Raw genomic sequence first — 24,951 nt, 5'->3', positions numbered from 1 at the left:
CCGGCTCAGACGCCGTATTCGGCGCGGTAGGCGCGCAGGGCATCCAGGTGTTCCGGCGCGCGGCCGGTCTGCTCCAGCAGGGTGACCAGGTCGGTCAGCCGCGCCACGCGCACCACCTGCATGCCCAGATCACTCTCCACCTCCTGGATGGCCGAGCGGTCGCCCGCACCGCGCTCCTCGCGGTCCAGGGCGATGGCCACCCCCACCGGCGAGGCGCCGGCGGCGCGGATGATGTCCACCGATTCGCGGATGGCGGTGCCGGCGGTGATCACGTCGTCCACGATCAGCACACGACCCTCCAGCGGGGCGCCCACGATGTTGCCGCCCTCGCCGTGGTCCTTGGCCTCCTTGCGGTTGAAGGCCCAGGGGCGATCCATGTCGTGGTCGCGGTACAGCGCCTCGGCCACGGCCGCCGCCAGCGGGATGCCCTTGTAGGCCGGGCCGAAGATCAGATCGAAGTCGATCCCGGAATCGACAATCGCCTGCGCATAGAACTCGCCCAGGCGGGCCAGGTCGGAGCCGCGGTTGAACAGCCCGGCGTTGAAGAAATAGGGGCTGGTGCGGCCCGATTTCAGCGTGAACTCGCCGAAACGCAGGACGTCGCGCTGCAGGGCGTATTCGAGGAAGGCGTGGGCGGTCATGACGGCTCCATGGTCGATTGCGAGGGGAAACGGTCCCTATTCTGACACAGCGCCCCGGCGGGTCTTTTCGCCGGCCGCGCGCGCGGGTATCGTTGCGCGCCATGCGCATAATGTCCATGAACGCCAACGGCATCCGTGCCGCCGCCCGCAAGGGCTTCTTCGACTGGCTGCCCGCCACCGAAGCCGACGTGGTCTGCATCCAGGAGACCAAGGCCCAGATCCACCAGATCCAGGGCGAGCCCTTCCATCCGCCCGGTTATCACAGCGCCTACGTGGACGCGGTGAAACCCGGCTACAGCGGTGTGGCCATGTACAGCCGGATGCAGCCGGACGAGATCATCACCCGGCTGGGCTTCGAGGAGGCGGACAACGAGGGGCGCTACGTGGAGATGCGCTTCGGCAACCTGTCGGTGGTGTCGCTGTACCTGCCGTCCGGCTCCTCGGGCGACCACCGTCAGGATTCGAAATGGCGCTTTCTCGATTTCTTCCGCCCGTGGCTGGCGGAGCGCATGCAGGACGGACGCGAATGGGTGATCTGCGGCGACTGGAACATCGCGCACAAGGAAATCGACCTGACCAACTACCGTTCCAACCGCAAGAACTCGGGCTTTCTGCCCGAGGAACGGGCGTGGCTGGACCACCTGTTCGACGAGATCGGCATGGTGGATGTGTTCCGCCGGCTGGACGACCGCCCCGGGCAGTACACCTGGTGGTCCAACCGCGGTCAGGCCTGGGCGAAGAACGTGGGCTGGCGCATCGACTACCAGATCGCCACGCCGGGCATCGCCGCCACCGCGCGCGACCCGTTCATCTATACCGAGCAGCGCTTCTCCGATCACGCGCCGTTCTGGATCGATTATGACTACGCGCCCTGACAGCCGCACCGGGCTCCCGGTCCGGCACATGCCCCGTCGATGAGCGCCGCCGACGACGCGCAGGCCGCACCGCGCCGTGACTGGCGCGCGGCACTGGCGGTGTACCGCCACCCGCGCGTCATCGGCATGCTGTTCCTCGGCTTTGCCGCCGGGCTGCCGCTGCTGCTCACCGGCGGCACCTTCACCGCCTGGCTGCGCGATCTCGGGGTGGAGCTGTCGTCCATCGGCTTCCTCAGCTGGGTGGGCATGGCCTACAGCATCAAGGTGCTGTGGGCGCCGATCGTGGATCGCATGCCGCTGCCGCTGCTGACACGGCTGTTCGGCCGGCGCCGCGCGTGGATGCTGCTGGCGCAGGCCCTGATCATCATCTCGCTCACGGGCATCGCGCTCACCGACCCCACCGAACACCTTTGGCTGGTGGCGGTGTGGGCGGTGATCACGGCGTTCGCGGCCGCGACTCAGGACATCGCCATCGACGCCTACCGCATCGAGGCGGTGAGCAAGGAACGCCAGGGGGCGATGGCCGCGGCCTACGTGACCGGCTACCGCGTGGCCCTGCTGACCGCCGGGGCCGGGGCACTGCACATCGCCGCGGTGGGGACCTGGGGCCTGGCCTACGGCACCATGGCCGCGCTCATGCTGGTGGGCGTGATCTGCACCCTGATCGTGCGCGAGCCCGAGGTGGCCGAGCGCGACCGCAGGACCGCGCAGATCGAGCAGCGCGTGCTCGACTACATCAACAACACCTCGGACACCGGCTACTGGCGCGCCTTCAAGGCCTGGTTCATCGGCGCCTTCGTCTGCCCGTTCGTGGAGTTCTGGAAGCGCTTCGGCAAGATCGCCCTGCTGCTCATCGCGTTCATCGCGATCTTCCGCATCAGCGACATCTTCATGGGGGTGATGGCCAACCCGTTCTACCTGGACCTCGGCTTCAGCAAGGATCAGATCGCCAATATCGCGGCGGCCTTCGGCCTGGCGATGACCCTGGGCGGGGCCGCCGTGGGCGGACTGCTGGTCGCGCGCTTCGGCATCATGCGCATGCTGATCGCCACCGCGCTGCTGGCGCCGATCACCAACCTGACCTTCTCCTGGCTGGCCCTGCTGGGTCCGGAGCTCTACGGGCTGGTATTCGCCATCATGGCCGACAACGTGACCGGCGGCATGGCGATCTCGGTGTTCATCGCCTACCTCTCCAGTCTCACCAACAGCGCCTACACCGCCACCCAGTACGCACTGTTCAGCTCCCTGATGACCCTGCCCGGGCAGTTCCTCGCCGGTTTCACCGGGGTGATGGCCGAGTTCATGGGCTGGTTCTGGTTCTTCGTCAGTTCGGCCGCGATCGGCATCCCCGCGGTCCTGCTGGCGCTGTGGATCGCGCGCGTCGCCAACCCCGACCGCTTACCCCAGCCCGGGCGCGAAGAGGCCCCCGCCGAACGGACCGACTGACCCCGTGGGAGCGTGCTCGCACCCGATGCGGGCAGCGGCCTTGCCCCCGCGCACAAAACCCGGTTGTATACGGGGTAACGGGGAGAGAAACGGGGACGGCGAAGGAATGCGCTTCTTTGAATACCAGGACCGGGCACGCCGGCGGCTGACGCTGCTGCTGGGGCTGTTCGCCCTGGTGGTAGTGCTGATGGTGGCGCTGCTCAACATCCTGCTGCTGTATACCCTGGTCGAGCCCTGGCAGGAGCTCCGGCGGCTCATGCCCACCGCCGAGATGCTCGCGGAGCACCGTGGCTTCCTGCTGTGGACCACCGGCCTGGCGATCGCGGTCATCGCCGGGGCCAGCCTGGGGCGCCTGTACCAGCTGCGCCGTTCCGGCGGCGGGCGCGGCATCGCCCGCGAGATGGGCGGCGACCCGGTGGATGCCGAGCCCGAGGACCCGAAGAACCGGCGGCTGCGCAACATCGTCGAGGAGATGGCGATCGCCTCCGGACTGCCGGTTCCGGCGATCTTCGTGCTGGAACGCGAGCTGGGCATCAACGCCTTCGCCGCCGGCTTCACCCCGCATGACGCGGCCATCGCGGTGACGCGCGGGGCGATCGAGAGCCTCAACCGGCAGGAACTGAAGGCGGTGGTCGCCCACGAATTCGGCCATATCCGTGCCGGCGACATGCGCCTGAACACGCAGCTGGTCGGCATCCTGTTCGGCATCGAGATGATCGCGCTGCTGGGCCTGGGCATGCTGCCCGGACGGCGCGCGCGCAGCGACCCGGGAGAGATGCGGGGGCCGGTGTGGTTCAACTTCGCGCTGGTGGCCGCCGGTGGGATCGGCCTGATCGGCGGGCGCCTGATCCGCGCAGCCATCGCGCGCGAACAGGAGTACCGCGCGGATGCCCACGCGGTGCAGTTCACCCGCAATGGGGACGGCATGGCCGGCGCCCTGCGCAAGGTAGCCGCGCGCTACGCCGGGCTCAACGCCAGCCCGGCGATGGTCGGACACATGCTGTTCGCCAACGGCGCCATTGACCAGCTGCTCGATACCCATCCGCCGCTGGAGAAACGCCTGGAGCGGCTGGGCCAGCCACTCGACGAGGAGGGTCTGGAACGCCTGGGCCGCGAGGCCACCGACCGGGTGCGCCGTGCGGTGACCGAACGCGAACGCCGGCGCCGCGAGCAGGAGGCTGCCGCCGAGCAGCGGCGGGAAGAGGAGGAAAACGGGCCGCTGGGCGAGGCCTTCGGCGCCGTCCCCGGCTCGCTGGCCGCCGCCCTGCTGGCCGCGCTGCCGGGGGAACTGGCCCGCTCCGCCCGCAATCCGCACTGGGTCGCAGACCTGGTGCTCTACCTGATCCTGCATCCGGATCCGGAGATCCGCGAACAACAGCTCCACATGATCCTGGAGACCCGCGGCCCGGAGAGCGAAGAACGCGTGCGCCAGCTCCGCGCGATGGTCCCCGAACCCGCGGCCGAACACCGTCTTCCGCTGACCGAGATGGCCTTCCCTGCGCTGGCTCGGCTGAGCCGCGACGAACAACGGACCCTGGCCGGACTCGTGGAACGCCTGATCCATGCCGACGGCCGCCTGTCCGCCACCGAGTACGCCCTCGGCCGCATGCTGATCGAACACCTCGACCGGCGTCACGGGCACGGGGGCAAAACGACGCACGGGCGCAAGGATCCCGCCGGGAAGAACGCCCGGCATCGCGAAAACGCGGCACGCTACCTGCTGGCGACCCTCGCGCTGCACGGCCACCCCGACGACCTCGAGGCGGCGGAGGCCGCGCTGATCGCCGGCCTGGGCCGCTTCACCGGCAGCCTGCCGTTCAGCGCCCCCATCCCCGAGGAACTGCGTCAGGCCAGCCAATCCGCGGCCTGGGCACGCATCCTCGACCGCGCGCTGGAGCGCCTGGCGCGCATGCCGCGCCACGACCGCCAGCGGCTGCTGCAGGCCATGGACGACACCGTGCAGCAACGCGGCGACCCCACCGCGGAACAGCGCGAGCTGGTACGCATGATGGCCGCCTCGCTGCACCTCAACGTACCGCTGCCGGATGCCGGCGAACTGTTCGACGCCGGCCACTGAAGGGGCTTCGGGGCACACTGCGCCACCGGCCCTGCCTCCAACGAAAGAAGGCCCGCATCTCGCGATGCGGGCCTTCCCGTTACAGCCGCTTGCTGAGACTCGCGCGGTACGCGATCAGAAGCTGTAGTGCATGCCGACCATGAAGACCTTGTTGGAACCGTCTTCGGGGAACGGGATCGGATCCGTGCCTGTATCACGCGCACGCTCGGCCGGAATCGCACCGGTCGGCTCTTCCTCGTAATAGTACTCGGCGAAGAACTTCAGGGCATCGTTGACGTTGAAGTCGTAACCCAGATGCACGACATCTTCGCCGTAGTTGTCGACGTTGGCAAGCATGCCCTTGAAGGTATGCTGACCCCAGTCGTAGGCGGCGTACACGTTGGCGGCGATGTCTCCGTCATCACCGAATACGTCCTCATCCTGATCGCTGTCGATGTATTCGACCTTGGCGGACAGCGACAGGTCACCCATGCTGTGCATCGCGGAGAAGCCCCAGATACGGGTGTTCTGGGCGCCATCGACGTCGTCAACGCCCAGCGAGAGCGTGGTGTCCTGGAACGAGTAGGAACCGGTCAGCTGGTAACGGTCGTCCGGAGAACCGGAGCTGTCGGCATATCCCGAGTTGGCGCTGTAGGCCGCCCCGAAGGAGAAGCCGTTGAAGTCGGGGGAGTAGTACATCACGCTGTCGCTTTCGCGGAACGTGGTATAGGTCGCGAAGCCCGACTGGAAGGAGCTGAACATGTCGACCGGGAACGCGATCGCGTTGTAGTAGGGCATCCAGTCGCGGCCGTAGGCGAACGTGCCGGCCACATCCGACTCGAGGCCGATCTTGCCGATGCGGATGTCTTCATCGGCCGTGTTGAACGGGTCCTGCACCTTGCCATTGGCCAGATCCAGCGGCATTTCCAGCTGAGCGAAGGCGTTCAGGCCTTCGTTGAGCGGCAGGCTGCCGGTGAAGCCCACGCGCGAGTAGGCATCGCGGAAACCGTCGTAGCTATCTTCTTCAGCCGGGTCGGCAGCTTCATACTGAAGCCGCAGGGAGCCGTAGAAATCCCAGTCGATCGGACCGGCGCCTTCTTCCTGGGCCATGGCCATGCCGGGAGCGGCCAGGGTCGCGGCCACGGCCGCGGCAAGCATCTTCCTGTTCATCATCTTCCTGTCCTCGCGCTCAATTGAAACTTTTCGGGATGTCCGGAACCGGCTCCGCCGTCCGGTCGGTGTGCGGCTCTTGCAACAGCTGCGCGCGGAACATCGCGGACGATCCATTCCACTGCACACCAGTGTGGTTATATAAACGAAGTCTAATTCGTTGTAAAGGGCCCACATGCACGTACGTGGTGCGTCTGTTGTGCACAACAGACAGGAAGACCGGCTGCGGGTACCGAAGTACCGCCGAACGCACGGCGGCATGGTGCGGTCGCACGGGGTGAAGGCCACCGGGCCGTGTTTTCGTGACACGGTTTGCGCCGGAGGTATTTTTGCGCAAAAATAGTGTTCGTTCACCATCACTGCCGAGAAACGCATGTCATCCGCCAGCGCCGCCACGCAAACGTCCGCCGCCCCGTCCGGGGGCGAGGACCCCGCACGCTCGGTCATCCGCCAGCTGCGGGTCATCATCCGGGCGCTGCAGGGGCATTCGCGCGCGGTGGAGCGGGCCTGCGGGATCAGCGCCTCGCAGCTGTGGGCGCTGTGGGAGCTCCAGCGCACGCCGGGCCTTAACGTGAGCGACCTGTCGCGGCGGCTGTCGGTGCATGCCTCCACCACCTCCAACCTGCTGGACAAGCTCGAGCAGCAGGGCCTGGTCGAACGTCGCCGCCCGGAGCGCGACCAGCGCATCGTGCGTCTGTACGTGACCGAGACCGGACAGGAACTGCTGGAACGCGCCCCGGCCGCCCCCCAGGGCGAACTGAACCGGGCGCTGGAATCCATGCCGCCGGACGAACTGGCCGATCTGGACCAGAACCTGGCGATGCTGGTGGAAACCATGCAGTCCACCGAGCAGCGCGCCGGCCTCAAGCCGTTCGAGGGTGGAGCCTGAGCGGGATGCTCCGCCTCGCCGCCAGCTTCGGCCGCCTTCCGGTGCTGGCGCTGGCGCTCGTCCTGCTGGCCGCCCCGGCCCTGGCCGAACCCCGCTTCGACGATCCCCCCGAGCACTCCGCCGATGGCGGGTTCACCCTGCACTGGGAGGCGCCCGGGGCGGTGGTGCTGGAACGCGCCAGCGGCCCCGATTTCGACGATGCCGGCGTGATCTACGAAGGCGGCGACACCAGCCGCGTGATCAGCGGCCTGCCGGACGGTGAATACCGTTTCCGGCTGCGCGCGGCCGACGCCGACGAGGATGCCTGGAGCGACCGCATCACGGTCGTGGTCGAGCATCACGGCCTGGCGCGCGCCTTTGGTTTCTTCGCTGTCGGCGGCGCGGTGTTCCTGGTGCTGATCGTCGTGCTGCTGCGGGGCCGCCCGCGCGGCTGACCCCCATGCCCCGGGCCGTTGGCCCGGCCAACCGGAGACCTTCATGCCCGATTTCGCCATCAACATGCAGCGCCTGCAGCAGGACATTAACGACCTCGCGCAGATCGGCCGCGACGCCGACCGCGGCCTGCACCGCCGCGCGTTCTCCGACGGCGATCGGGCCGGTCGCGAGTGGTTCCGCCACCGCCTGGAGGCCGCAGGGCTGGACGTGTGGCAGGACGGGGCCGCCAACCTGCACGGCCGTCTGCAGTACGACGGCCGGCGCCCGGTGGTGGCGATGGGCTCGCACCTCGACACGGTGCCCGGCGGCGGTCCGCTGGACGGCGCGCTGGGCGTGCTGATCGGGCTGGAGGTGCTGCGCACCACGCAGGAGCAGGGCATCGAGCTGCAGTACCCGCTGGAGGTGATCGACTTCACCGACGAGGAGGGCCGCTTCGGCGGGATGTTCGGCTCCCAGGCGATGGCCGGCAAGCTGACCCCGGAGAGCATCAGCCATGCGCGCGACCTGGAGGGCGTGAGCCTGGTGGACGCGATGGCGGCCTGGGGCCTGAACGCCGACGACGCGCTGGCCGCGCGGCGCGATCCGAACACCCTGCACGCCTTCATCGAGACCCACATCGAACAGGGGCCGGTGCTGGACCGGCGCGGCCTGAGCGTGGGGGTGGTGGAGGCCATCACCGGGCTGTTCAAGTGGGAGGTGCGCCTGAAGGGCCAGCCCAACCATGCGGGCACCACGCCCATGGACATGCGCGCGGACGCGTTCCAGGGCCTGGCCGAGTTCGGCGGCGAGATCGACCGTCTGCTGGAGGAACACGGCAGCCCCAACTCGCGCGCAACCATCGGCCGCGTCGAACTGTCCCCGGGGGCACCGAACACCGTGCCCGGCATGGCGACCTTTTCGTTCGAGGTGCGGGACACCGACGAGAAGGTCCTGACCGCCCTGGCGCATGCGGCTCGGCGCACGCTCTCCAGCCTGGCCCGGCGGCGCGACCTGATGTTCGAGTTCGACGTGCTCTCGGAGATCGATCCGGTGCGCTGCGACACCGGGATCGTGCAGACCATCGAGGGCCAGGCCGAACGCATGGGACTGGAATACATCACCATGCCCAGCGGCGCGGCGCACGACACCCAGAGCATGAGTGCGATCACCCGCACCGGGATGATCTTCGTGCCCAGCCTGCAGGGGCGTTCCCATTCGGCCGCGGAATGGACAAACTGGGAGGACATCGAGACCGGCGCCAACCTGGCCCTGCACAGTGCGCTGGCACTGGCGGCCCCGCAGTAGCGCCGCCCCAACCGACCAAGGAGCCCGCGGCATGGCCGACGACAACGTTTCCCGCCTGACCGACTACGACTCCCTGGATCCGCTGCGCGAGCAGTACCAGGAGAGCCTGATCAGCAAGCCGGTACTGCGGCGCGAGCTGCGCGAGCACCATGTCGCCCTGCTGTGCATCGACCTGCAGTACCTGGACGCCGCGCGCGGCCACGGGGTGTTCGCGGATTCCGCCGTGTCGGGCATCCCGCTGGAGGCGCAGGAGTACTACTTCCACCGGCTGGAGGAGACCGTTCTGCCGAACGTACGCCGGCTGCAGGATGCCTTCCGCTCGCAGCAGATGGAGGTGATTCATACCCGCATCCGCTCGCTGACCCGCGACGGACGCGACCGCAGCCCCGGCCACAAGCGCCTGGGCCTGCATGCGGCCCCCGACAGCAAGGATGCCGAGTTCGTCGACGAGGTCGCACCAAAGGGCGACGAGATCGTCCTCGACAAGACCGCGAGCGGCGTGTTCAACTCGACCAATCTGCACTACATCCTGCGGAACCTGGACATTTCCTCCCTGGTGATCGTCGGCGTGTACAGCAACGAATGCGTCTCCACCGCGGTGCGCGACGCCTGTGACCTGGGTTTCTACGTGACGCTCATCGAGGACTGCTGTGCGACGGTGACCCCCGAGATGCAACGGGCGACCATCACCACCATCAAGGACCGCTACGCCCGCGTCATGACCACGGACGAGGCGATCCGCGAGATCACGAGGGTGCAGGAGGCGTCGTGACCGCCCTCGAGGATCCCATCCTCCCGACTTCTCTGGCCTGGGGGCTGCTGGCCGCCTTCAGCGTCCTCTGGGTCGCGCTGGGCGCGTGGCTGGGCCGGCGCAACTACACGGCGGCCGATCACATGCTGGCCGGGCGCAACGTGGGGCTGGCACTGGCGAGCGCTACCGCGATGGCCACCTGGGTCACCGCCAACACCACCATGACCGCCCCGCAGCTCGCGCTGGAGCTGGGCGTGTGGGGTATGCTGGGCTACTCGCTGGGGGCGCTGGGCCTGATCCTGTTCGCCCCGCTGGCCCGGCGCATCCGCGAACTGATGCCGCACGGCTTTACCTCCGGGGACTTCATCCGCCTGCGCTACGGGACCTTCACCTGGCGGGTGTTCCTCGGCGTATCCCTGATCTACGCCTTCGGCTGGCTGATCTCCATGGCGATGGCCGGCGGCGTGCTGATCAACGCTCTGGCCGGGATCGACTACCGTGTGGGCATGACCGTGATCCTGACGGTGTGCGTGATCTACACCCTGCTGGGCGGGCTGCGCGCGGTGATCGGCACCGACTTTATCCAGACCGTGATCATCATCGCCGGCGCCGCCTTCCTCGCCTGGATGACCATCGACCGGGTGGGTTTCGAGGCCATCCATTTCGACCTGATGGAAGAGCGCCCGGAACTGCTGAGCCTGCTGTTCCCGGCCGCGATCATGTTCCTGTTCAACAACCTGCTGTTCGGGGTCGGCGAGATCTTCCACTCCAACGTGTGGTGGTCGCGCGCCTTCGCCTTCGGCCGCAACGTGGGCTTCCGCGCCTACCTGCTGGGCGGACTGCTGTGGCTGCCGATCCCGATTGTGGCCGGGTTCGTGGCGCTGGCCACCCCGGCGCTGGGGATCAACGTGCCGGCGGCGGACATGGTCGGCCCGCTGGTGGCCGCCGAGGTGCTCGGCCTGACCGGCGCGATCGTGGTGTTCATCGTGGTGTTCGCCGCGCTGGCCTCCAGCCTCGACTCGCTGCTGGCGGCGACCTCCGACCTGGTCACCCGCGACATCTACCGCGGGCACATCCGGCCGCAGGCCTCGGAGCAGGCGCAGCTGCGGGCGACGAAGATCATTGTCGTGCTGCTGGGCCTGCTGACCTGGCTGGCCGCCAGCTACCGTGGCGAGGTGCCGGTGGTGGGTTCACTGGCGGCCCTGCTGTATTTCACCGGGGCCTTCGTGGCCAGCGCGATCTGGCCCATCGTGGCCGGGCTGTACTGGCGCCGCGCCAACCCGCAGGCGGCGGCCTGGGCGATGCTGCTGGGCTCCGGGCTGGGCCTGGCCAGTTACTTCATGATCGGCTGGTACGTGGCCGCACTGGTGGGTGCGGCGGTCTCGCTGGTGGTGATGGTCGCCGGTACCTGGCTGTTCCCGCGGCCCTTCGACTGGGACCGACTGGCGCACGATGACCGCGACGCCTCACCCGGCCGTGGCAACCCGGAGGTGGCCACATGACGATCCCGGTAACCGCACTGGCGACCATCGTGATCATCGCGACCACGGTCGCGACCCTGACCCCGATCCTGCTGATTGCCCTGTTCATCCGCGACTGGAAGAGAGGATGCCTCTGGTGAATCCCCATGACCCGCTGAACACCCTCAAGCCGCGGGACGGTGCCGCCGGCACCGACCGGCCGCGCGCCCTGCTCGAGGCAGTGGAGGAAAATCCCGACCCACTGCTGAAGCTGGCCGCCTCGCACGTGGTATCCAGCCGCCAGTTCACCCGCGAGGAGCTGCTGCAGCTGTTCCGCCTGGCCGCGCAGTACGAGACGACCCCGGCGCTGATGCATCTGCCGCTGGCCGGCAAGATCCTGATCAGCGCCTTCTACGAGCCGTCCACCCGCACCCGGCTGTCATTCGAGAGCGCCTGGCACCGGCTCGGCGGATCGGTGATGTCGATCACCGATCCGAAGAGCACCGGCATCGCCAAGGGGGAGTCGCTGGCCGACATCGCCGAGATGTTCAACAACTACGGCGACGTCCTGGTACTGCGCTCCTCCGAGGGCGAGGCCGTGCACAACATGCTGGAGAACCTGCGCATCCCGCTGGTCAACGCCGGCAACGGGATCGACGAGCACCCCACCCAGGCGCTGGCGGATGTCTACACCCTGGCCAAGTGGCGCCCGGAGCTGTTCCTGCCCGACTGCCCGCCGGAAAAGCACGTGAAGGTGGGGATCGTGGGCGTACCCTCGCGCATGCGCACGGTACGCAGCCTGCTGAGCATGCTGAGCCTGTTCCCCGAGGCGATCGACGAGATCGTGGTGATCTCGCGCGAGGAGGAAAACTTCGCCCCCGAGCAGCGCGAGCTGCTGGAGGGCGCGGGCCTGAAGCTGCGCGTGGTGAACGACCTGGACCCGGTGCTGCCGGAACTGGACGTCGTCTACATCAACGCCATCGCCTGGGTCGGCGACACCTTCGAGTCCATGGGCGAAGGCCTGAACCTGAACCGCCAGTCGCCGCTGAAGGAGGGCGCCATCATCATGCATCCGCTGGCGCGCGGCGCGGAGCTGTCGACCGATCTCGACGACACCCCGCACAACTGGTACTTCGCCCAGGCGCGCGGGGCGGTGTTCGTGCGCATGGCCCTGCTGACTACGGTGGTGCGCCGGATCAGCGCGGTGATGGACACCCCGGAGGGCTGACCCCCCGGTTATGCGATTGCCTGACTGACCGCGAGCGGCGCGGCGACCCGGCCCCGCTCGCCCCCGATGGATAACCAAGGAGAATACCCATGTGCGGCATTGGCGGCATCTTTCACGCCGACCCGGAACGTCCGGTCGATGCACAGACCCTGGTCAACATGGCCGCGATCCAGTACCACCGCGGCCCCGACGGCTTTGGCTACAAGATCCAGGATGATCGCGGCGTGGGCTTCAGCCACGCGCGGCTGTCGATCATCGACCTCGACGAGAACCGCGGGCGCCAGCCGTTCACCATGAGCAACGGCGAGATCATGACCGCGGTCAACGGCGAGCTGTACGACTACAAGCGCATCCGCACCGACCTGACCTCGCGCGGGGTGAAGTTCCGCACCAAGAGCGACTCCGAGATGGTGATGCACCTGTACCGGCGCGAGGGTCTGGAGGATGCGCTGCAATACTTCCGCGGCGAGTTCGCGATCTCGCTGTACGATCGCAAGCACGACCGCCTGGTGCTCGCCCGCGACCGCTTCGGCGTCAAGCCGCTGTACTTCACCGAGACCGCCAACGGCAGCTTCGTGTTCGGCTCAGAGCTGAAGGTCCTGTTCGCCAACCCCGACGTGCAGCGCCGCTTCTCCGACGACGGCCTGTACCACCAGCTGATGCAGACCATGGTCCCCGGCACCACCGCCTTCGAGGGCGTCCACCAGGTCAAGCCCGGCCACGTGGTCATCGTCGAGCGCGCCCACGGCAAGCTGAAGATCCGCCAGGAGAAGTACTGGGACATGGACTTCCCGCTGGCCTCGGAACGCCCGCCGGAGAGCGAGACCGACGAGGAATACTGGATCGAAGGGGTACGCGAACAGCTGATGGAGGCCACCCAGCTCCGTCTGGAGGCCGACGTGCCGGTCGCCTGTTACCTCTCCGGGGGCATCGACTCCTGCATCACCCTGGGCCTGGCCTCGGCGAGTCAGCAGGCACCGGTGAAGGCCTTCACCATCGGCTTCGACAACGACGACTACGACGAGACCGCCATCGCCCGCGAGATGGCCGAGAGCGTGGGCGCCGACCAGGACATCATGTCGCTGGACGCCGACCACCTCTACGACAACTTCGAGGAGGCGCTCTGGCACGCCGAGCGCACCATCTACAACACCCTGGCGGTGGCCAAGCTGCTGATGAGCCGGCACGTGAACCACGCGGGCTACAAGGTGGTGGTGACCGGCGAGGGCTCGGACGAGCTGTTCGGCGGCTACCCGGCGTTCCGCCGCGACATGTTCCTGCACGGGCTGGACACCCTGCCGGAGGCCGACCGTCAGGCCTGGCAGCAGATGCTCAACGAGTCCAACGAACTGGTCTCCGGGGCGATGCTGGCCGAGGACGAGGTCTCCGACCCCGACTTCAACCGCATGATGGGCTTTACCCCGTCCTGCCTGCAGCCCTGGCTGGCCGCCGCCGACCACGTGCCCGGACTGCTGCACCCGAAACGCCGCAAGCGGATGAAGGACTACAAGCCGGGCAAGGCCATTGCCGACGCCCTGGACAATGACATGCTGGAAGGCCGCCATCCGCTGGACAAGGCCCAGTACGTGTGGATCAAGACTATGCTGGAGGGCCAGATCCTGACCTGGGGCGGCGACCGCATGGACATGGCCAATTCCATGGAGGCGCGCCCGCCGTTCCTCGACCACCATCTGGCCGAGTTCGCCGCGCAGCTGCCGCCGACCATGCGCATCAAGGGCCGCAACGAGAAATACGTGCTGCGCGAGTCGATGAAGGGCCTGCTGCCCAAGGTGCTGTACGAGCGCGAGAAATTCCCGTTCATGGCGCCGCCGGCCCACACCGATCCCACCAAGTGGGCAGCGATGAAGGCGCTGGCGGATCGCTACCTGTCGGAGGAGAAGGTCGCCGAGGCCGGGCTGCTGGACCCCGAGGGGGTGCGCCAGGTGTTCGAGATCCACGAGTCGGAGGAGACCCCGGCGGCGACCCAGGTGCAGCTGGACGCGGTGATCAACCACATGATCGGCGTGCAAGTGCTGCACGAGCAGTTCGTGGCCACCGACATCCCGGCGCTGGCGGCGCAGAAGGCCCGCGAATTCGGCTGGAGCGCCTGACTTCGGGCCTTCGGGCCCGGAAAACAGCGGAAACGGTCCGTGTCAGGCGGCACCGCTTCCCGGACGGCGCACGAGCTGACGCAGGCGGCCATGGGCTAAGTCCAGGCCGCCACCGCACTGCGGTAGAACCCGGGGTCGGTGGTGGTGGCACCCTGCAGGGTGCACACGCGGGCGGCGAATTCGAGGGCACGGTGCAGGGTGCCTTCCCAGCCCCAGCCGCGGCGCAGGCCCAGGATGGCGACGCTGGCGAAGGCGTCGCCGGCACCTACCGCGTCCTGCATGCCCTCTACCGCCGGGGCGCGGGCGCGCACGGGCTGGCCGGCGCGCGGATGGATCTCGGCGCCGTCGGCGCCCAGGGTGACGATCAGCGCGGACTGGATGTCGCAGGCCTGGAGGCAGCGTTCGGCGCGCTTCTCGGCCGGGACGTTCGGGAACAGCGTGGCCAGCTCGTCGGCGTTCAGCTTGACCACATCGGCACCCCGGAGCAGGTCGCGCGCGTCGTGCGGGTCGTACCAGGGCTCGCGCAGGTTGGCGTCGACGAAGCGGCGTTCGCAGCGCCGGCGCAGGGCCGCCAGCAGCTCGCGGTTGCCGCTGCGCAGGGCCAGCGTACCGTGATAAAGCAGCGGGATGCGGGCGGGCACCGCGGGGTCAACCGTGGCGGGCAGGTCGTCATAGGCCTGGTCGGGCAGGATGTGATAGGCGGGCTCGCCGTCCTCCACCGTCACCTGCACCGCGCCGGTGGGGGCCTGCGGATGCGTATACAGTGCGTCTTCCGCCAGGCCGACCTCGCGCATGGCCTCGCGCACGCGCGCCCCGGCGGTGTCGTTTCCCACACCACCGACGAACAGCACGGGTTCCCCCAGCTGGTGCAGGTTCCAGGCGACGTTGAACGGGGCTCCGCCCAGGACTTCAGGGCCATCCGGAAACCGGTCGAACAGGACTTCGCCAAAGATCACGTCGGGTGCATCCGGCATTCTGGAACCCTCCCGTTACGCGGGCGCGACCGCGACAATGCGGTCGCGCCCCTGGCGTTTCGCGGCCAGCAGCGCTTTGTCCGCCAGTTCGAAGGCGGCCCCCTCCGGCGCATCCGGTCGCATCTCGGTGATACCGCCGGAGATGGTGACGTTCAGACGCTTCTTGCCGGCCCTCACCGCGATCGATGCTACCTCCTGGCGCAGGCGGTCGGCGAGGTCCCGGGCGATGTCGAGCGGCTGGTGGACGACCATCACGAATTCCTCGCCGCCATATCGGGCGACGAAGTCGGGCTCGCTGACGCCTTCGACCAGCACCTCGGCGACGGCCTTGAGGATGCGGTCACCGGAGGTGTGCCCGTATTCGTCGTTGACGTGCTTGAAATGGTCGATGTCCCAGACGATCACGGACGCCGGTCCCCCGTCGGCGGGGAATCCGGCCATGCGCTGGTCAAAGGCGTGCCGGTTGAGAAGCCCGGTCAGCTTGTCACGGTTGGCCTCGTCCCGAGCCTCGGACAGACTGTCCCGCAGCCCGGCGACCTGGCGTTCCAGCTCCTGGGCGCGCGTGCGCAGGGCGCGGTTACGCTCCAGGGCGGACAGCAACTCCGCCTCGCGGGTGTCACGGAAATCCTTGACCCGGTCGGCGACCCGATCGAGCCCCTGCACCACTTCGCGTCGCATGGTGTCGATATTGGTGATGTCGATCACGCGCCCCTTGATGCTGCTCACATCCCCGGAGATGTTGTTGTGGAGTTCGCGGATGGACGCGCGCGTACGTTCGGAGTGATCGTGGTCGGCGGACAGGGCCGAGTCGACGTCATCCAGCCGCGTGCGGATCTCGCCCATCACCTCGGTCAGCTGTTCGCGCTCCGCCAGCGCCTGGCCGCAATTCTCTTCCAGCGCCGAGAAGACCCGCGTGAGGCTTCGCCGCACGAGATCCGCATCCCCCCGGTCCGCGGCCTGCCGGACCTTCGCGAGATCGTCGGCGAGGAAGGGGAACCCCTCCAGTCCGGACTGCAGCGCGGTCAGAAGACCGCCTTCCATCGCATCGCGCTGATCATGCTGGCGGATGGTATCCGCCAGGCGCGCACTCATGCGATCCAGACACTGGGTATCGTCGGGATCCTCCTCGATGGTTCGCGTCAGGTCATGCACCGCTCCCTCGAGGTCGGGCTCGCGGGCCGACAGCACGGCCAGGGCGCGCAGGGCCACCCGCCGCAGTGAACGCATGCGTTCGCGCTCGTTCTGGAGCGAGGTTTCGAGCTCGATGACGGTCTTGCGCAGGTCGTTCTCGGCCATGGGTCTCCCTCGATCGGCCGCCCATTACAGCCGATGGGCGCTGCGAACGCCACCGTCGGCGGTGCCGGGAGTTCAGGTCAGGCCGGGGCCTGGTGCACATCCAGACGCTCCCGCACGGGCAACTGGATCTCGACCCCCACCGGCAGATGATCGGACAGCGCAACGTTGTAGACCCGCATATCGGACACGTGCAGGTCCGGGGTCAGCAGGATGTGATCGAACACCCGCTGCGGGTCCCAGGCCGGATAGGTGGCCGGGCAGGCCATGGGCTCCATCAGCCCGGTACGCGCGACCAGACGACGGATCTCGGGGCTGTCCTGCTGGCAGTTGAGATCGCCCATCACCACCGCGTGCGGCTGGTCCTCGATGCGTTCGGCAACATAGTCCAGCTGCTGCCGGCGCGCGCGCCGACTCAGCGCGAGGTGCAGCAGGAACAGCACCAGCTCCTCGCCATTGCCCATTGCAAACCGCGCCTCCACGGCCCCGCGCCCGGGCAGCGGCCCGGGCAGGCTGTGCATCTGCACATGCACCGGCTCCACCCGTGAGAACAGCGCCAGCGAATGCTTGGCAATCTGGCCGAGATCACGGTTGATGCGGGTATAGGTGTGAGGGAAGTCGGCACGGTCGGACAGCCAGCTGGACAGATCGACGAAGCGCGAGCGCAGACTGCCGCCATCCAGCTCCTGCACGCCGACGATGTCGAAGTCGCGGATGAAGCGGGCCACGCGCTCCAGGTTGGTCATGCGCCCGCCGTAGGGCAGCACGTGCTTCCAGCTGTTGGTGACGTAATGATGCAGACGCGAGGAATGGATGCCCACCTGGGCATTGAAACTCAGCAGGCGCAGTCGCTGGCCCGCAGCCTCCGGCTGCCAGACCAGGCCGCGGGCGGGTTCGTCGGTTACGGCGGACGAGCCGTTCTCCGTCATCGTGCCATCCTTCCTTCCCGTCATCCCTCACGGGACTCCTGTCAGAAGGGACAGACGAGATCCCCCAGTCGTTCCGTGAGTTTCAGGTTTTCGGAATAGTCTACCGGACAGTCGATGACGGTGACGCCCGGCCGGGTCAGCGCGGAACGCAGCGCCTGCTCCAGGCTGTCGCCGGGTTCGATGTGGACCCCTTCCGCGCCGAACGAGCGGGCCAGGGCAACGAAATCGGGGTTGCCGAAATCCACCGAGGCCTTGCGCCCGTATTCCCGCACTTGTTTCCACTCGATCAGGCCGTACGCGCTGTCGTTCCACACCAGCACAACGAAACTCTGACCCAGGCGCACCGCGGTCTCCAGCTCCTGCAGGTTCATCAGGAAACCCGCATCGCCGGTGACCGCCACCACCTGGCGCTCCGGATCCAGGGCGGCCGCAGCCACGGCCCCCGGAAGGGCGATGCCCATGCTTGCGAACCCGTTGGAGATCAGACAGGTATTGGGCATCTCACAGCGGAACATGCGCGCCATCCACAGCTTGTGGGCGCCCACGTCGGTGATCACTACGGCATCCAGGGCGGCGGCGGTGCGGAGATCCCAGATGATCTTCTGCGGCTTCATCGGCACCCCGGTGTCGTCGCGGTGCTCGTTCATGTCGTCGATCAACGACTGCCGCAGGGGCCGCAGCACGGTCTCCTCGCGTGGCGTGACCCGCTCGGCCAGATCATGCAGGCAGGTTTCGAGATCGCCGATCACCTCGGCCTGGATGTCGTAGTGGCCGTCGATCTCCGCCGGGGAGGCATCCACGTGGATCAGGGTGCAGTCGCCCTCCGGGTGCCACAGGGATGGCGGGTATTCGACCAGGTCGTAGCCGATACAAAGGACCACGTCGGCCTTGTCGAAGCCGAAGTGGACATAGTCGCGACTCTGCAGGCCCACGCTGCCCAGCGCCAGCGGGTGGCGAAACGGCAGCACGCCCTTGGCCATGAAGGTGTTGGCCACCGGGATGTTGAGGGTCCCGGCGAAATGCGCCAGGGCCTCGCTGGCGCCCGACCGGATCACCCCGTTACCGGCCAGGATCAGGGGATGCCGGGCTTGCTCCAGCAACCGTGCAGCGGCCGCCAGGGACACCTCCGCGGGCACCGCCGGCGCCCCCGAGTGGACCGGCAGCGGCGCCACCGGGCAGGGCTGGGATGCCACGTTTTCCGGCAGCTCGATGAAACTGGCCCCCGGCTTGCCGCCCTCGGCCCACTTGAAGGCCTTGCGCAGGACCTCGGGCAGGATCTCGGGCTCCACCACACTGGAGGCGTATTTGGTGACCGGGCCGAACAGCCCCTTGAGGTCCAGGACCTGGTGGGATTCCTTGTGCAGCCGGTGGGTGCTGGCCTGACCGGCGATGGCCACCAGCGGCGCGTGGTCCATGTTGGCATCCGCCACGCCGGTGATCAGGTTGGTCGCACCGGGCCCCAGGGTCGCCATGCAGACCCCGGCCCGGCCGGACAGGCGGCCGTGGACATCGGCCATGAAGGCCGCGCCCTGCTCGTGGCGGGTGGTGACGAACTCGATCGGCGAATCCTCGAGGGCATCGAGGACCGCCATGTTTTCCTCGCCGGGCAGGCCGAAGACCCGTTCGACCCCTTCCTGCTCCAGACACTGTACCAGGCGCCGTGCGGTGGTCGGCGACGGATCGGACATGCGTTCCCTCGAGGGTCGGGCCGGGGCGCTCAGCCCCGGGCCTCCGCGATCAGGTGATCGACGATCTCCAGCATCTGCTCGTGACTGGTGGTCATGCTGGCCGAAACCACGGATTCGCCGTTGACCACCATCGACGGCACGCCTTCCAGACGGTACTCGCGCACGCGCTCGGCGGAACGGCCGACCTTGCGCGCCACATCTTCCGAACGCATCGCCTCGCGGAAGGCGTCGGCATCCTGATCCATCTGGTTGACGAACCGCAGGATCGCGCTCTCCGAGCGCATCTCGCGCCCCTGTTCGTGAATGGCGTCGTAGAAGGGCTGATGGATGGCATCCACGATGCCCAGTTGCTCCGCCGCGTAGTAGACCCGCGCGTGCAGGGCCCAGACATCGTTCAGCGGGGCCGGCATGTACTCGAATTCGATGTCATCGGACAGTTCGGCTTTCCACTCCTGTACCAGCGGCTCGAACGAGTAGCAGTGCGGGCAGCCGTACCAGAAGGCCTCGACCACCTTGATGCGGCCTTCTTCGAGACCGTAATCGACGGGCGAGTCCAGGCGCATGAAGTTGCGCCCCTCGGCGAAGTCGGCCAGCAGGCGGCCGGACGCCAGCAGGGCGCCCGTACCGGCCAGGGTTCCGAGAAACTGACGTCGCTTCATCACAGTTCTCCGTAGGAATGAAGACCGGACAGGAACATGTTCACGCCCAGGAAGGTGAAGGTGGTCACGAACAGACCGATGATCGCCCACCAGGCCATGCCCGGACCGCGCCAGCCCTTGGTGAAGCGCATGTGAAGCCAGGCCGCGTAGGTCAGCCAAAGGATCAGGCTCCAGGTCTCCTTCGGGTCCCAGGTCCAGTAGCCGCCCCAGGCCTCGGCCGCCCACATGGCGCCCAGCACGGTGGCGATGGTGAAGAACGCGAAGCCGATGGCGATCGCCTTGTACATTACCCCGTCCAGCGCATCCTTGCTCGGGATGCGGGCCAGCACACGGGAGTCCGGACGGGTGCGTTCCATGCGGTGGCGCACCAGATAGGCCACGCCCAGCATCGCCGCGATCGCGAATCCGCCGTAACCGACGAAGTTGGTCGGCACGTGGATCTTCATCCACCAGCTGTCGAGCGCGGGCACCAGCGGTTCGACCATGTGGGCGTCACGATCGAACATGTACCACAGCAGGAAGGTGGTGGAGGCCGCGACCACCAGCATCACGAAGGCGCCCATGCCGCGCTGACCCGTGCGCTGTTCGTAGTACAGGTACATCAGCGCGATCATGGCGACCATCAGCACGAACACCTCGTAAAGGTTGGCGACCGGGATGTAACCCCAGCTCGGATCGTGCAGATAGATCTCGCGCCAGCGCACCATCAGGGCCATCAGGCCCGCGCCCGCCGCGATCCAGGCGAACGCGGCACCGGCCTTGTACGGGAAGTCGGAGCGCGAGAACAGCCCAACCACGTAGGCCACGGTGGACAGGTAGACCATCACGCTCATCCACATCACCCCGGCCTGGCCGGACCCGATGTAGTTGAGCCAGAACACGCTCTCGCCGCGCGCCAGGTCATCCCCGTACAACCAGACCCCGAACAGCGAAAGCACCGCGACAATCACGGAGAACAGCTGCCAGGGTCGCCAGAACCAGCCCAGCCAGGCGCTCATGCCGGCCGCGAGGATCAGGCCCCCGGTGTCGTAGCGGTCCATCATGTGGCCGTACATGGCATAGGCCGTGACCGCCACCGCCAGGACCAGGGCCATGTAGGCCCAGTCCCGCAGAAGCAGCTGCCGGAAGAATCCGGGCCGTTCGAAATCCAGGGCCTCGTGGGGTACAGACATGGGGCGCTCTCCTCCGACTGCGTGCGACTTAGTCGTTCTTGTTGGTTGCAGAATCCGGCGATTCATCGTCGCCAACGTTCTTCTGCTCGATGATCCACCGTTTAAGATGCGCGAAGCGCTTCTCGAATTCCACCCGGTGGCGGTTGCTGGTGCCCGCCATCACCACGTGGGTGCCGCTGCCGTCCGCGTTCGGACGGGCCACGATCCACAGACGCTGATAGGACACGTAGAACATCAGGAAGATCCCGATGATCAGCATCAGGCTGCCGGTGTACACCGTGCTTTCGCCCGGCGCCTTCGCGATCTGCAGGCCCGAGGCCTCGCGATGGTCGAAGTCATCCAGGCGGAAGAAATAGGGCGAACCGTAGAAGTTGAGGGCATTGATCGCCGAGACGGCGTCTTCCAGCCAGCGCTGTTCCTCCTCGGTGATCGCCACCACGCCTTCTTCCTCCAGGACCTCCATGTACAGGCCCTGGAGCCCGGAGTTCAGGACCTGGAACAGCAGGCCGCCGAGCTGCTCGCGCTGGCCTTCGGGGATCCGCTGCTCGATCTCGGCATCCACCGCGGGGTAACCGCCTTCGGCGAAGGTCTGCATGAGCATGCTGACGGTGCGCGCGATCGCCTGGCGCCCTTCTTCTCCGCCCATCATGTCCTCCGAACCCCGCGCGGCCTGCTGCGCGACGGCCATGCGGACCTCGTCATCGTGAAGCATGGTCAGATACGTGCGGAAACGATCCAGGGAGTCATCCGCGTCCGCCGGGATGAACAGGTAGGAAAATTCCTCGGCCGGACTCTCGCGGACACCGCTGAGGAAATATTTCGCCCCTTCCTGCGGGATCGGATTCTGGTAGTTGCGGTAATAAAGCCCCGCGCCGGTGCGGTCCACCAGGCGGAAATCCACGCGCGGACCGAGGAACACGTTTTCTTCCTCGCCCTCCTCGTTGAGCAGGCGCTGGGTGTTCACCAGGGAAAAGTCGATGAACTCGATCGTCAGCTCCTCCCCTCCCGGGGCCGGAATATCCATCTCGTCAAAGATCCGGCCCGGGAAATCCACCCCGCGCAGGGCGCCTGCGCCGAGCGGGATCGCCTCCATTTCGAGACGCGTACCGCCGTCGGCAAAACTGGACTGGTAGATCGCATAGCCATCGTAGATCAGCGGGTCGTTGACGCTGATGGTGGCGCGGTAGGGTTCGTCGCGTTCCGGATCATGGATGACCAGATCGCTCTCGTAGGACTGTTCCGCGCCGGTGGAGAAGCGCTGGATCCGGAACTCCTCCAGCTCGACCCGGAACGGCAGATCCTGCACCAGATACCCCTCGCGCACCGGCAGGAAGACCACGTTGGCCGAGGCCCCTTCGGGGATCTCCACGCTGCCGCGGAACGACGGGTTGCTCACCGGGACGCGCGAGATCTCGGGCACCTGCGATTCGGGGATGGAGCGGGTCTCGATCTCGACGTTGCCCATCCACTCGTTGACCTTGAGCAGGAACTGGCCGTCGAGCAGCGCGCCCACGCAGATCACCACGATCCCCACGTGCGTCAGCATGTAGCCGAGGCGGTTCCAGCGCCCCTTCATCGCGGCGACCACCGTCTCGCCGTCTCGCGTCTTTTCGCGCGCCCGGAAACCCTGGGCCTTCAGCACCCGGCGGGCATGGGCGAGGAAATCCTCCTGCGACTGCCCCAGATCCCCGGTGGAGCTGGCCGGGAAGGAACGCAGGGACTTTTCCTTCACCTGCAGGTTGTAGCGGCGCAGGTCCTTGAGGATGCCCGGCGTCTGGCGGTAGACACAGAAGGCGGTGGAAACCACCAGGAAGGTCACCACCAGCAGGAACCAGGTCGCCGAATAGACCTGGTAGAGCCCCATCCCGGCGAAGATCTCGTGCCAGAAGGGTCCGAACTGGATCAGGTATTCGGTGTACGGCTCGTTCTGCACCAGCACGGTGCCGATCACCGAGGCGATGGCCAGGGCCACCAGCAGGGTGATCGCGAGGTTCATCGACCCCAGGAATTCGACGATGATCCGGCTGCGGCGCGGGGTCCGGGCCTGACGGCGAGACGAGGACTCGGAGCCCGTCCGGTTGCTGCGTTCGGAGGCCCCTGAGGGCTGATGGGATTCTGCCATGTTCAAACCTGCGTTAATCGCCCCGAATGTGTCGGGACGCGGTCGGAAATTCAATTTCCACGACATTCCGCACGGACGCTGGGTTCCGGCGCTGCGTGGAGGGCGCGGGAACAGACGCCCCGCCTTCCGACTTCATTCCGGTGTCCGGGTTCCCGCCCGTGCATTTTCCGGACCCCGAAACGACGAGGGGGCGGCCACGGCCGCCCCCTCGTAAACCGGACGAACCCGGAGCACGCCTGCGCACCCGGGCCGTACGTACCGTGCTCAGTTCGGCTGGAGGCCGGCCATGTACTGGGCCACGGCCTCCATGTCTTCGTCCGACATGTTGCCGACGATGCCGCGCATCATCTGGCCGTTGTCGTTGCGACGTTCGCCGTCACGGAACTGCTGGAGCTGGTCCAGGCTGTAGGTCGCGTGCTGACCGGCGACCTTGGGGAACATGGCCTCCGGATTGCCCTGGCCCTGGGCGCCGTGGCAGGCGATGCAGGCGGCCACGCCTTCCGACGGGATGCCACCGCGATAGATCTGCTCGCCGCGGGCGACCACGTCCTCGTCGGCGGTCTCGGTGGTGATGCTCTGCTCGGCGTAATAGGCCGCCAGGTCCTTCATGTCCTGCTCGCTGAGGTCGGCGACCTCTCCGGCCATCAGGTTATCGTGGCGGAGTTCGCCTTCCTGGAAGTCGCGCAGCTGCTTGGCCGTGTACTTCGGGTGCTGCCCGGCCAGCTTGGGCCACTCGGGATTGGTGCTGTTGCCGTCGGCCTGGTGGCAGGCGGCGCAGGACTGCGAGAGTTCCTGACCGCGCTGGGGATCGCCCGCCTGGGCCGCCGAAAGCGGGAGCATCAGGGAGACGGACAGGGCAGCAAAGAGAGCGGAAAGCTTGTGGTTCATGGTGGAGAATCTCCTGCTTGTATATGCGTGCCGGGCCTCGACCCGTTCCTTGTGCCCCGTGTAGAAGGGCGATCAAAATCTGGGGCGCAGTTTATAGCACAACGCCAGGGAACCCACAAAAGTTTCCCACTGTCCCGCTCAGCTCAGGATGATTTCGATCATGCAACCTCGTTTTCGTGAAACCGCCTTCTCCCGGGGTGTCTCCCGCCTCGACCAGCTCCCCGCGGACCAGGGGATCGAGATCGCCTTCGCCGGGCGCTCCAACGCCGGCAAGTCCAGCGCGCTCAACGGCCTGTGCGGGCGCAAGGCCCTCGCACGGGTGGGACGCACTCCGGGTCGCACCCAGGAAATCAACATCTTTACGCTGCCGCCGGCGGAGGACTGGCGCCTGATCGACCTGCCCGGCTACGGCTACGCGAAGGTCTCCGCGAAACAGCGCGAGCACTGGGATCGCCTGCTGGGCGGCTACCTGCGCCATCGCCGGTGTCTGGCGGGCCTGGTCCTGATCATGGACATCCGCCGGCCGCTGACCGACCTGGACTGGCAGATGCTCGAATGGACCGGCGCCAACCGGCGGCTGCATTGCGTGCTGACCAAGGCCGACAAGATCTCGCGACAGGAAGCCGAACGCCAGCTGCACGCCACCCACGCACGTCTGGAAGAGGCCGGCATCGAGGCTTCGCTGCAGACCTTCTCCGCGCTCAAGAACCAGGGCGTCGACGACCTGCGCGGACTGCTGGCGGAATGGCTGGAGGAAGAAAACGCCGAGGACGGGGACGGAGGGGCCGAACAGGGCCCATAAAAAAGTGCCCCGATCCCGGGGAGGAGGATCGGGGCACCAGCGACCTCGACAGGGGGAGGCGAGGTCTTCCCGCTCAGG

Annotated in this window: 22 protein-coding genes; 12 read left to right on the top strand and 10 right to left on the bottom strand. The window is 67.3% G+C overall.

Features of this window, described 5'->3' with window-relative positions:
* Positions 1 to 5 precede the first annotated feature (5 nt).
* Positions 6 to 641 (bottom strand): orotate phosphoribosyltransferase, encoded by a 636-nt coding sequence (gene pyrE / locus D893_RS04315; RefSeq protein ID WP_028492026.1) that lies wholly within the window; start codon positions 639 to 641, stop codon positions 6 to 8.
* Positions 642 to 742: 101 nt separating this feature from the next.
* On the opposite strand from pyrE, the gene D893_RS04310 reads away from it, so the two are divergent.
* The 3 genes from D893_RS04310 (at position 743) to D893_RS04300 (ending at position 5,039) form a co-directional block, all read left to right on the top strand.
* Positions 743 to 1,516: an exodeoxyribonuclease III gene (locus D893_RS04310; RefSeq protein WP_256377178.1), complete on the top strand. Its 774-nt coding sequence runs from the start codon at positions 743 to 745 to the stop codon at positions 1,514 to 1,516.
* Positions 1,517 to 1,555: 39 nt separating this feature from the next.
* On the top strand, positions 1,556 to 2,962 hold the full coding sequence (locus tag D893_RS04305) for an AmpG family muropeptide MFS transporter (RefSeq protein WP_110619213.1): 1,407 nt from the start codon (positions 1,556 to 1,558) through the stop codon (positions 2,960 to 2,962).
* A gap of 106 nt (positions 2,963 to 3,068) precedes the next feature.
* On the top strand, positions 3,069 to 5,039 hold the full coding sequence (locus D893_RS04300) for a M48 family metalloprotease (protein ID WP_110619212.1): 1,971 nt from the start codon (positions 3,069 to 3,071) through the stop codon (positions 5,037 to 5,039).
* A 114-nt stretch (positions 5,040 to 5,153) separates the two neighbouring features.
* Here D893_RS04300 and D893_RS04295 read toward each other — a convergent pair whose 3' ends face one another.
* Positions 5,154 to 6,191, bottom strand: coding sequence for a porin (locus tag D893_RS04295; protein ID WP_018947204.1), 1,038 nt, complete (start codon positions 6,189 to 6,191; stop codon positions 5,154 to 5,156).
* Between the two features lie 370 nt (positions 6,192 to 6,561).
* On the opposite strand from D893_RS04295, the gene D893_RS04290 reads away from it, so the two are divergent.
* The 8 genes from D893_RS04290 (at position 6,562) to asnB (ending at position 14,346) form a co-directional block, all read left to right on the top strand.
* Positions 6,562 to 7,077: a MarR family transcriptional regulator gene (locus D893_RS04290; RefSeq protein ID WP_024328678.1), complete on the top strand. Its 516-nt coding sequence runs from the start codon at positions 6,562 to 6,564 to the stop codon at positions 7,075 to 7,077.
* 5 nt (positions 7,078 to 7,082) lie between these two features.
* Positions 7,083 to 7,511 (top strand): hypothetical protein, encoded by a 429-nt coding sequence (locus D893_RS04285; protein ID WP_018947206.1) that lies wholly within the window; start codon positions 7,083 to 7,085, stop codon positions 7,509 to 7,511.
* A gap of 43 nt (positions 7,512 to 7,554) precedes the next feature.
* Positions 7,555 to 8,796, top strand: a complete 1,242-nt coding sequence (locus D893_RS04280; protein ID WP_018947207.1) for a Zn-dependent hydrolase — start codon at positions 7,555 to 7,557, stop codon at positions 8,794 to 8,796.
* Between the two features lie 31 nt (positions 8,797 to 8,827).
* Positions 8,828 to 9,568, top strand: coding sequence for an isochorismatase family cysteine hydrolase (locus tag D893_RS04275; RefSeq protein ID WP_077244450.1), 741 nt, complete (start codon positions 8,828 to 8,830; stop codon positions 9,566 to 9,568).
* Positions 9,565 to 11,049, top strand: a complete 1,485-nt coding sequence (locus D893_RS04270) for a sodium:solute symporter family protein (protein ID WP_077244451.1) — start codon at positions 9,565 to 9,567, stop codon at positions 11,047 to 11,049. Before D893_RS04275 ends, D893_RS04270 begins: the two co-directional genes overlap by 4 nt.
* A complete protein-coding gene (locus D893_RS13995; protein WP_018868948.1) occupies positions 11,046 to 11,168 on the top strand; it encodes a hypothetical protein in 123 nt (40 codons plus the stop codon). The genes D893_RS04270 and D893_RS13995 overlap by 4 nt, the downstream gene beginning before the upstream one ends.
* Positions 11,156 to 12,235, top strand: coding sequence for an aspartate carbamoyltransferase (locus D893_RS04265; RefSeq protein WP_110619211.1), 1,080 nt, complete (start codon positions 11,156 to 11,158; stop codon positions 12,233 to 12,235). Before D893_RS13995 ends, D893_RS04265 begins: the two co-directional genes overlap by 13 nt.
* Before the next feature lie 89 nt (positions 12,236 to 12,324).
* Positions 12,325 to 14,346 (top strand): asparagine synthase (glutamine-hydrolyzing), encoded by a 2,022-nt coding sequence (gene asnB / locus D893_RS04260; protein ID WP_110619210.1) that lies wholly within the window; start codon positions 12,325 to 12,327, stop codon positions 14,344 to 14,346.
* Between the two features lie 95 nt (positions 14,347 to 14,441).
* On the opposite strand, the gene D893_RS04255 is transcribed toward asnB, so the two are convergent.
* The 8 genes from D893_RS04255 to D893_RS04220 form a co-directional block, all read right to left on the bottom strand.
* Positions 14,442 to 15,320: a PfkB family carbohydrate kinase gene (locus D893_RS04255; protein ID WP_110619209.1), complete on the bottom strand. Its 879-nt coding sequence runs from the start codon at positions 15,318 to 15,320 to the stop codon at positions 14,442 to 14,444.
* Between the two features lie 15 nt (positions 15,321 to 15,335).
* A complete protein-coding gene (locus D893_RS04250; protein WP_110619208.1) occupies positions 15,336 to 16,616 on the bottom strand; it encodes a GGDEF domain-containing protein in 1,281 nt (426 codons plus the stop codon).
* Positions 16,617 to 16,693: 77 nt separating this feature from the next.
* Entirely contained in the window at positions 16,694 to 17,542 is an 849-nt protein-coding gene (locus D893_RS04245) for an endonuclease/exonuclease/phosphatase family protein (protein ID WP_024328671.1), read from the bottom strand.
* A gap of 41 nt (positions 17,543 to 17,583) precedes the next feature.
* On the bottom strand, positions 17,584 to 19,230 hold the full coding sequence (locus D893_RS04240) for an acetolactate synthase large subunit (RefSeq protein WP_110619207.1): 1,647 nt from the start codon (positions 19,228 to 19,230) through the stop codon (positions 17,584 to 17,586).
* A 29-nt stretch (positions 19,231 to 19,259) separates the two neighbouring features.
* A complete protein-coding gene (locus D893_RS04235) occupies positions 19,260 to 19,889 on the bottom strand; it encodes a thiol:disulfide interchange protein DsbA/DsbL (protein WP_110619206.1) in 630 nt (209 codons plus the stop codon).
* Positions 19,889 to 21,061, bottom strand: coding sequence for a c-type cytochrome biogenesis protein CcsB (gene ccsB, locus D893_RS04230; protein ID WP_018947217.1), 1,173 nt, complete (start codon positions 21,059 to 21,061; stop codon positions 19,889 to 19,891). The genes D893_RS04235 and ccsB overlap by 1 nt, the downstream gene beginning before the upstream one ends.
* 28 nt (positions 21,062 to 21,089) lie before the next feature.
* A complete protein-coding gene (locus tag D893_RS04225; protein WP_026288995.1) occupies positions 21,090 to 23,183 on the bottom strand; it encodes a cytochrome c biogenesis protein ResB in 2,094 nt (697 codons plus the stop codon).
* A gap of 264 nt (positions 23,184 to 23,447) precedes the next feature.
* Positions 23,448 to 24,071, bottom strand: a complete 624-nt coding sequence (locus D893_RS04220; RefSeq protein ID WP_018947219.1) for a c-type cytochrome — start codon at positions 24,069 to 24,071, stop codon at positions 23,448 to 23,450.
* 160 nt (positions 24,072 to 24,231) lie between these two features.
* Between D893_RS04220 and yihA the strand changes: the two genes are divergently transcribed.
* Positions 24,232 to 24,873, top strand: a complete 642-nt coding sequence (yihA, locus tag D893_RS04215) for a ribosome biogenesis GTP-binding protein YihA/YsxC (protein WP_110619205.1) — start codon at positions 24,232 to 24,234, stop codon at positions 24,871 to 24,873.
* Positions 24,874 to 24,951: the final 78 nt, after the last annotated feature.

This window comes from Thioalkalivibrio sp. ALE21 (assembly GCF_003208255.1).
GTDB classification, from domain to species: Bacteria; Pseudomonadota; Gammaproteobacteria; order Ectothiorhodospirales; family Ectothiorhodospiraceae; genus Thioalkalivibrio; species Thioalkalivibrio halophilus.
This window is presented reverse-complemented; position numbering and strand designations above follow the sequence as displayed.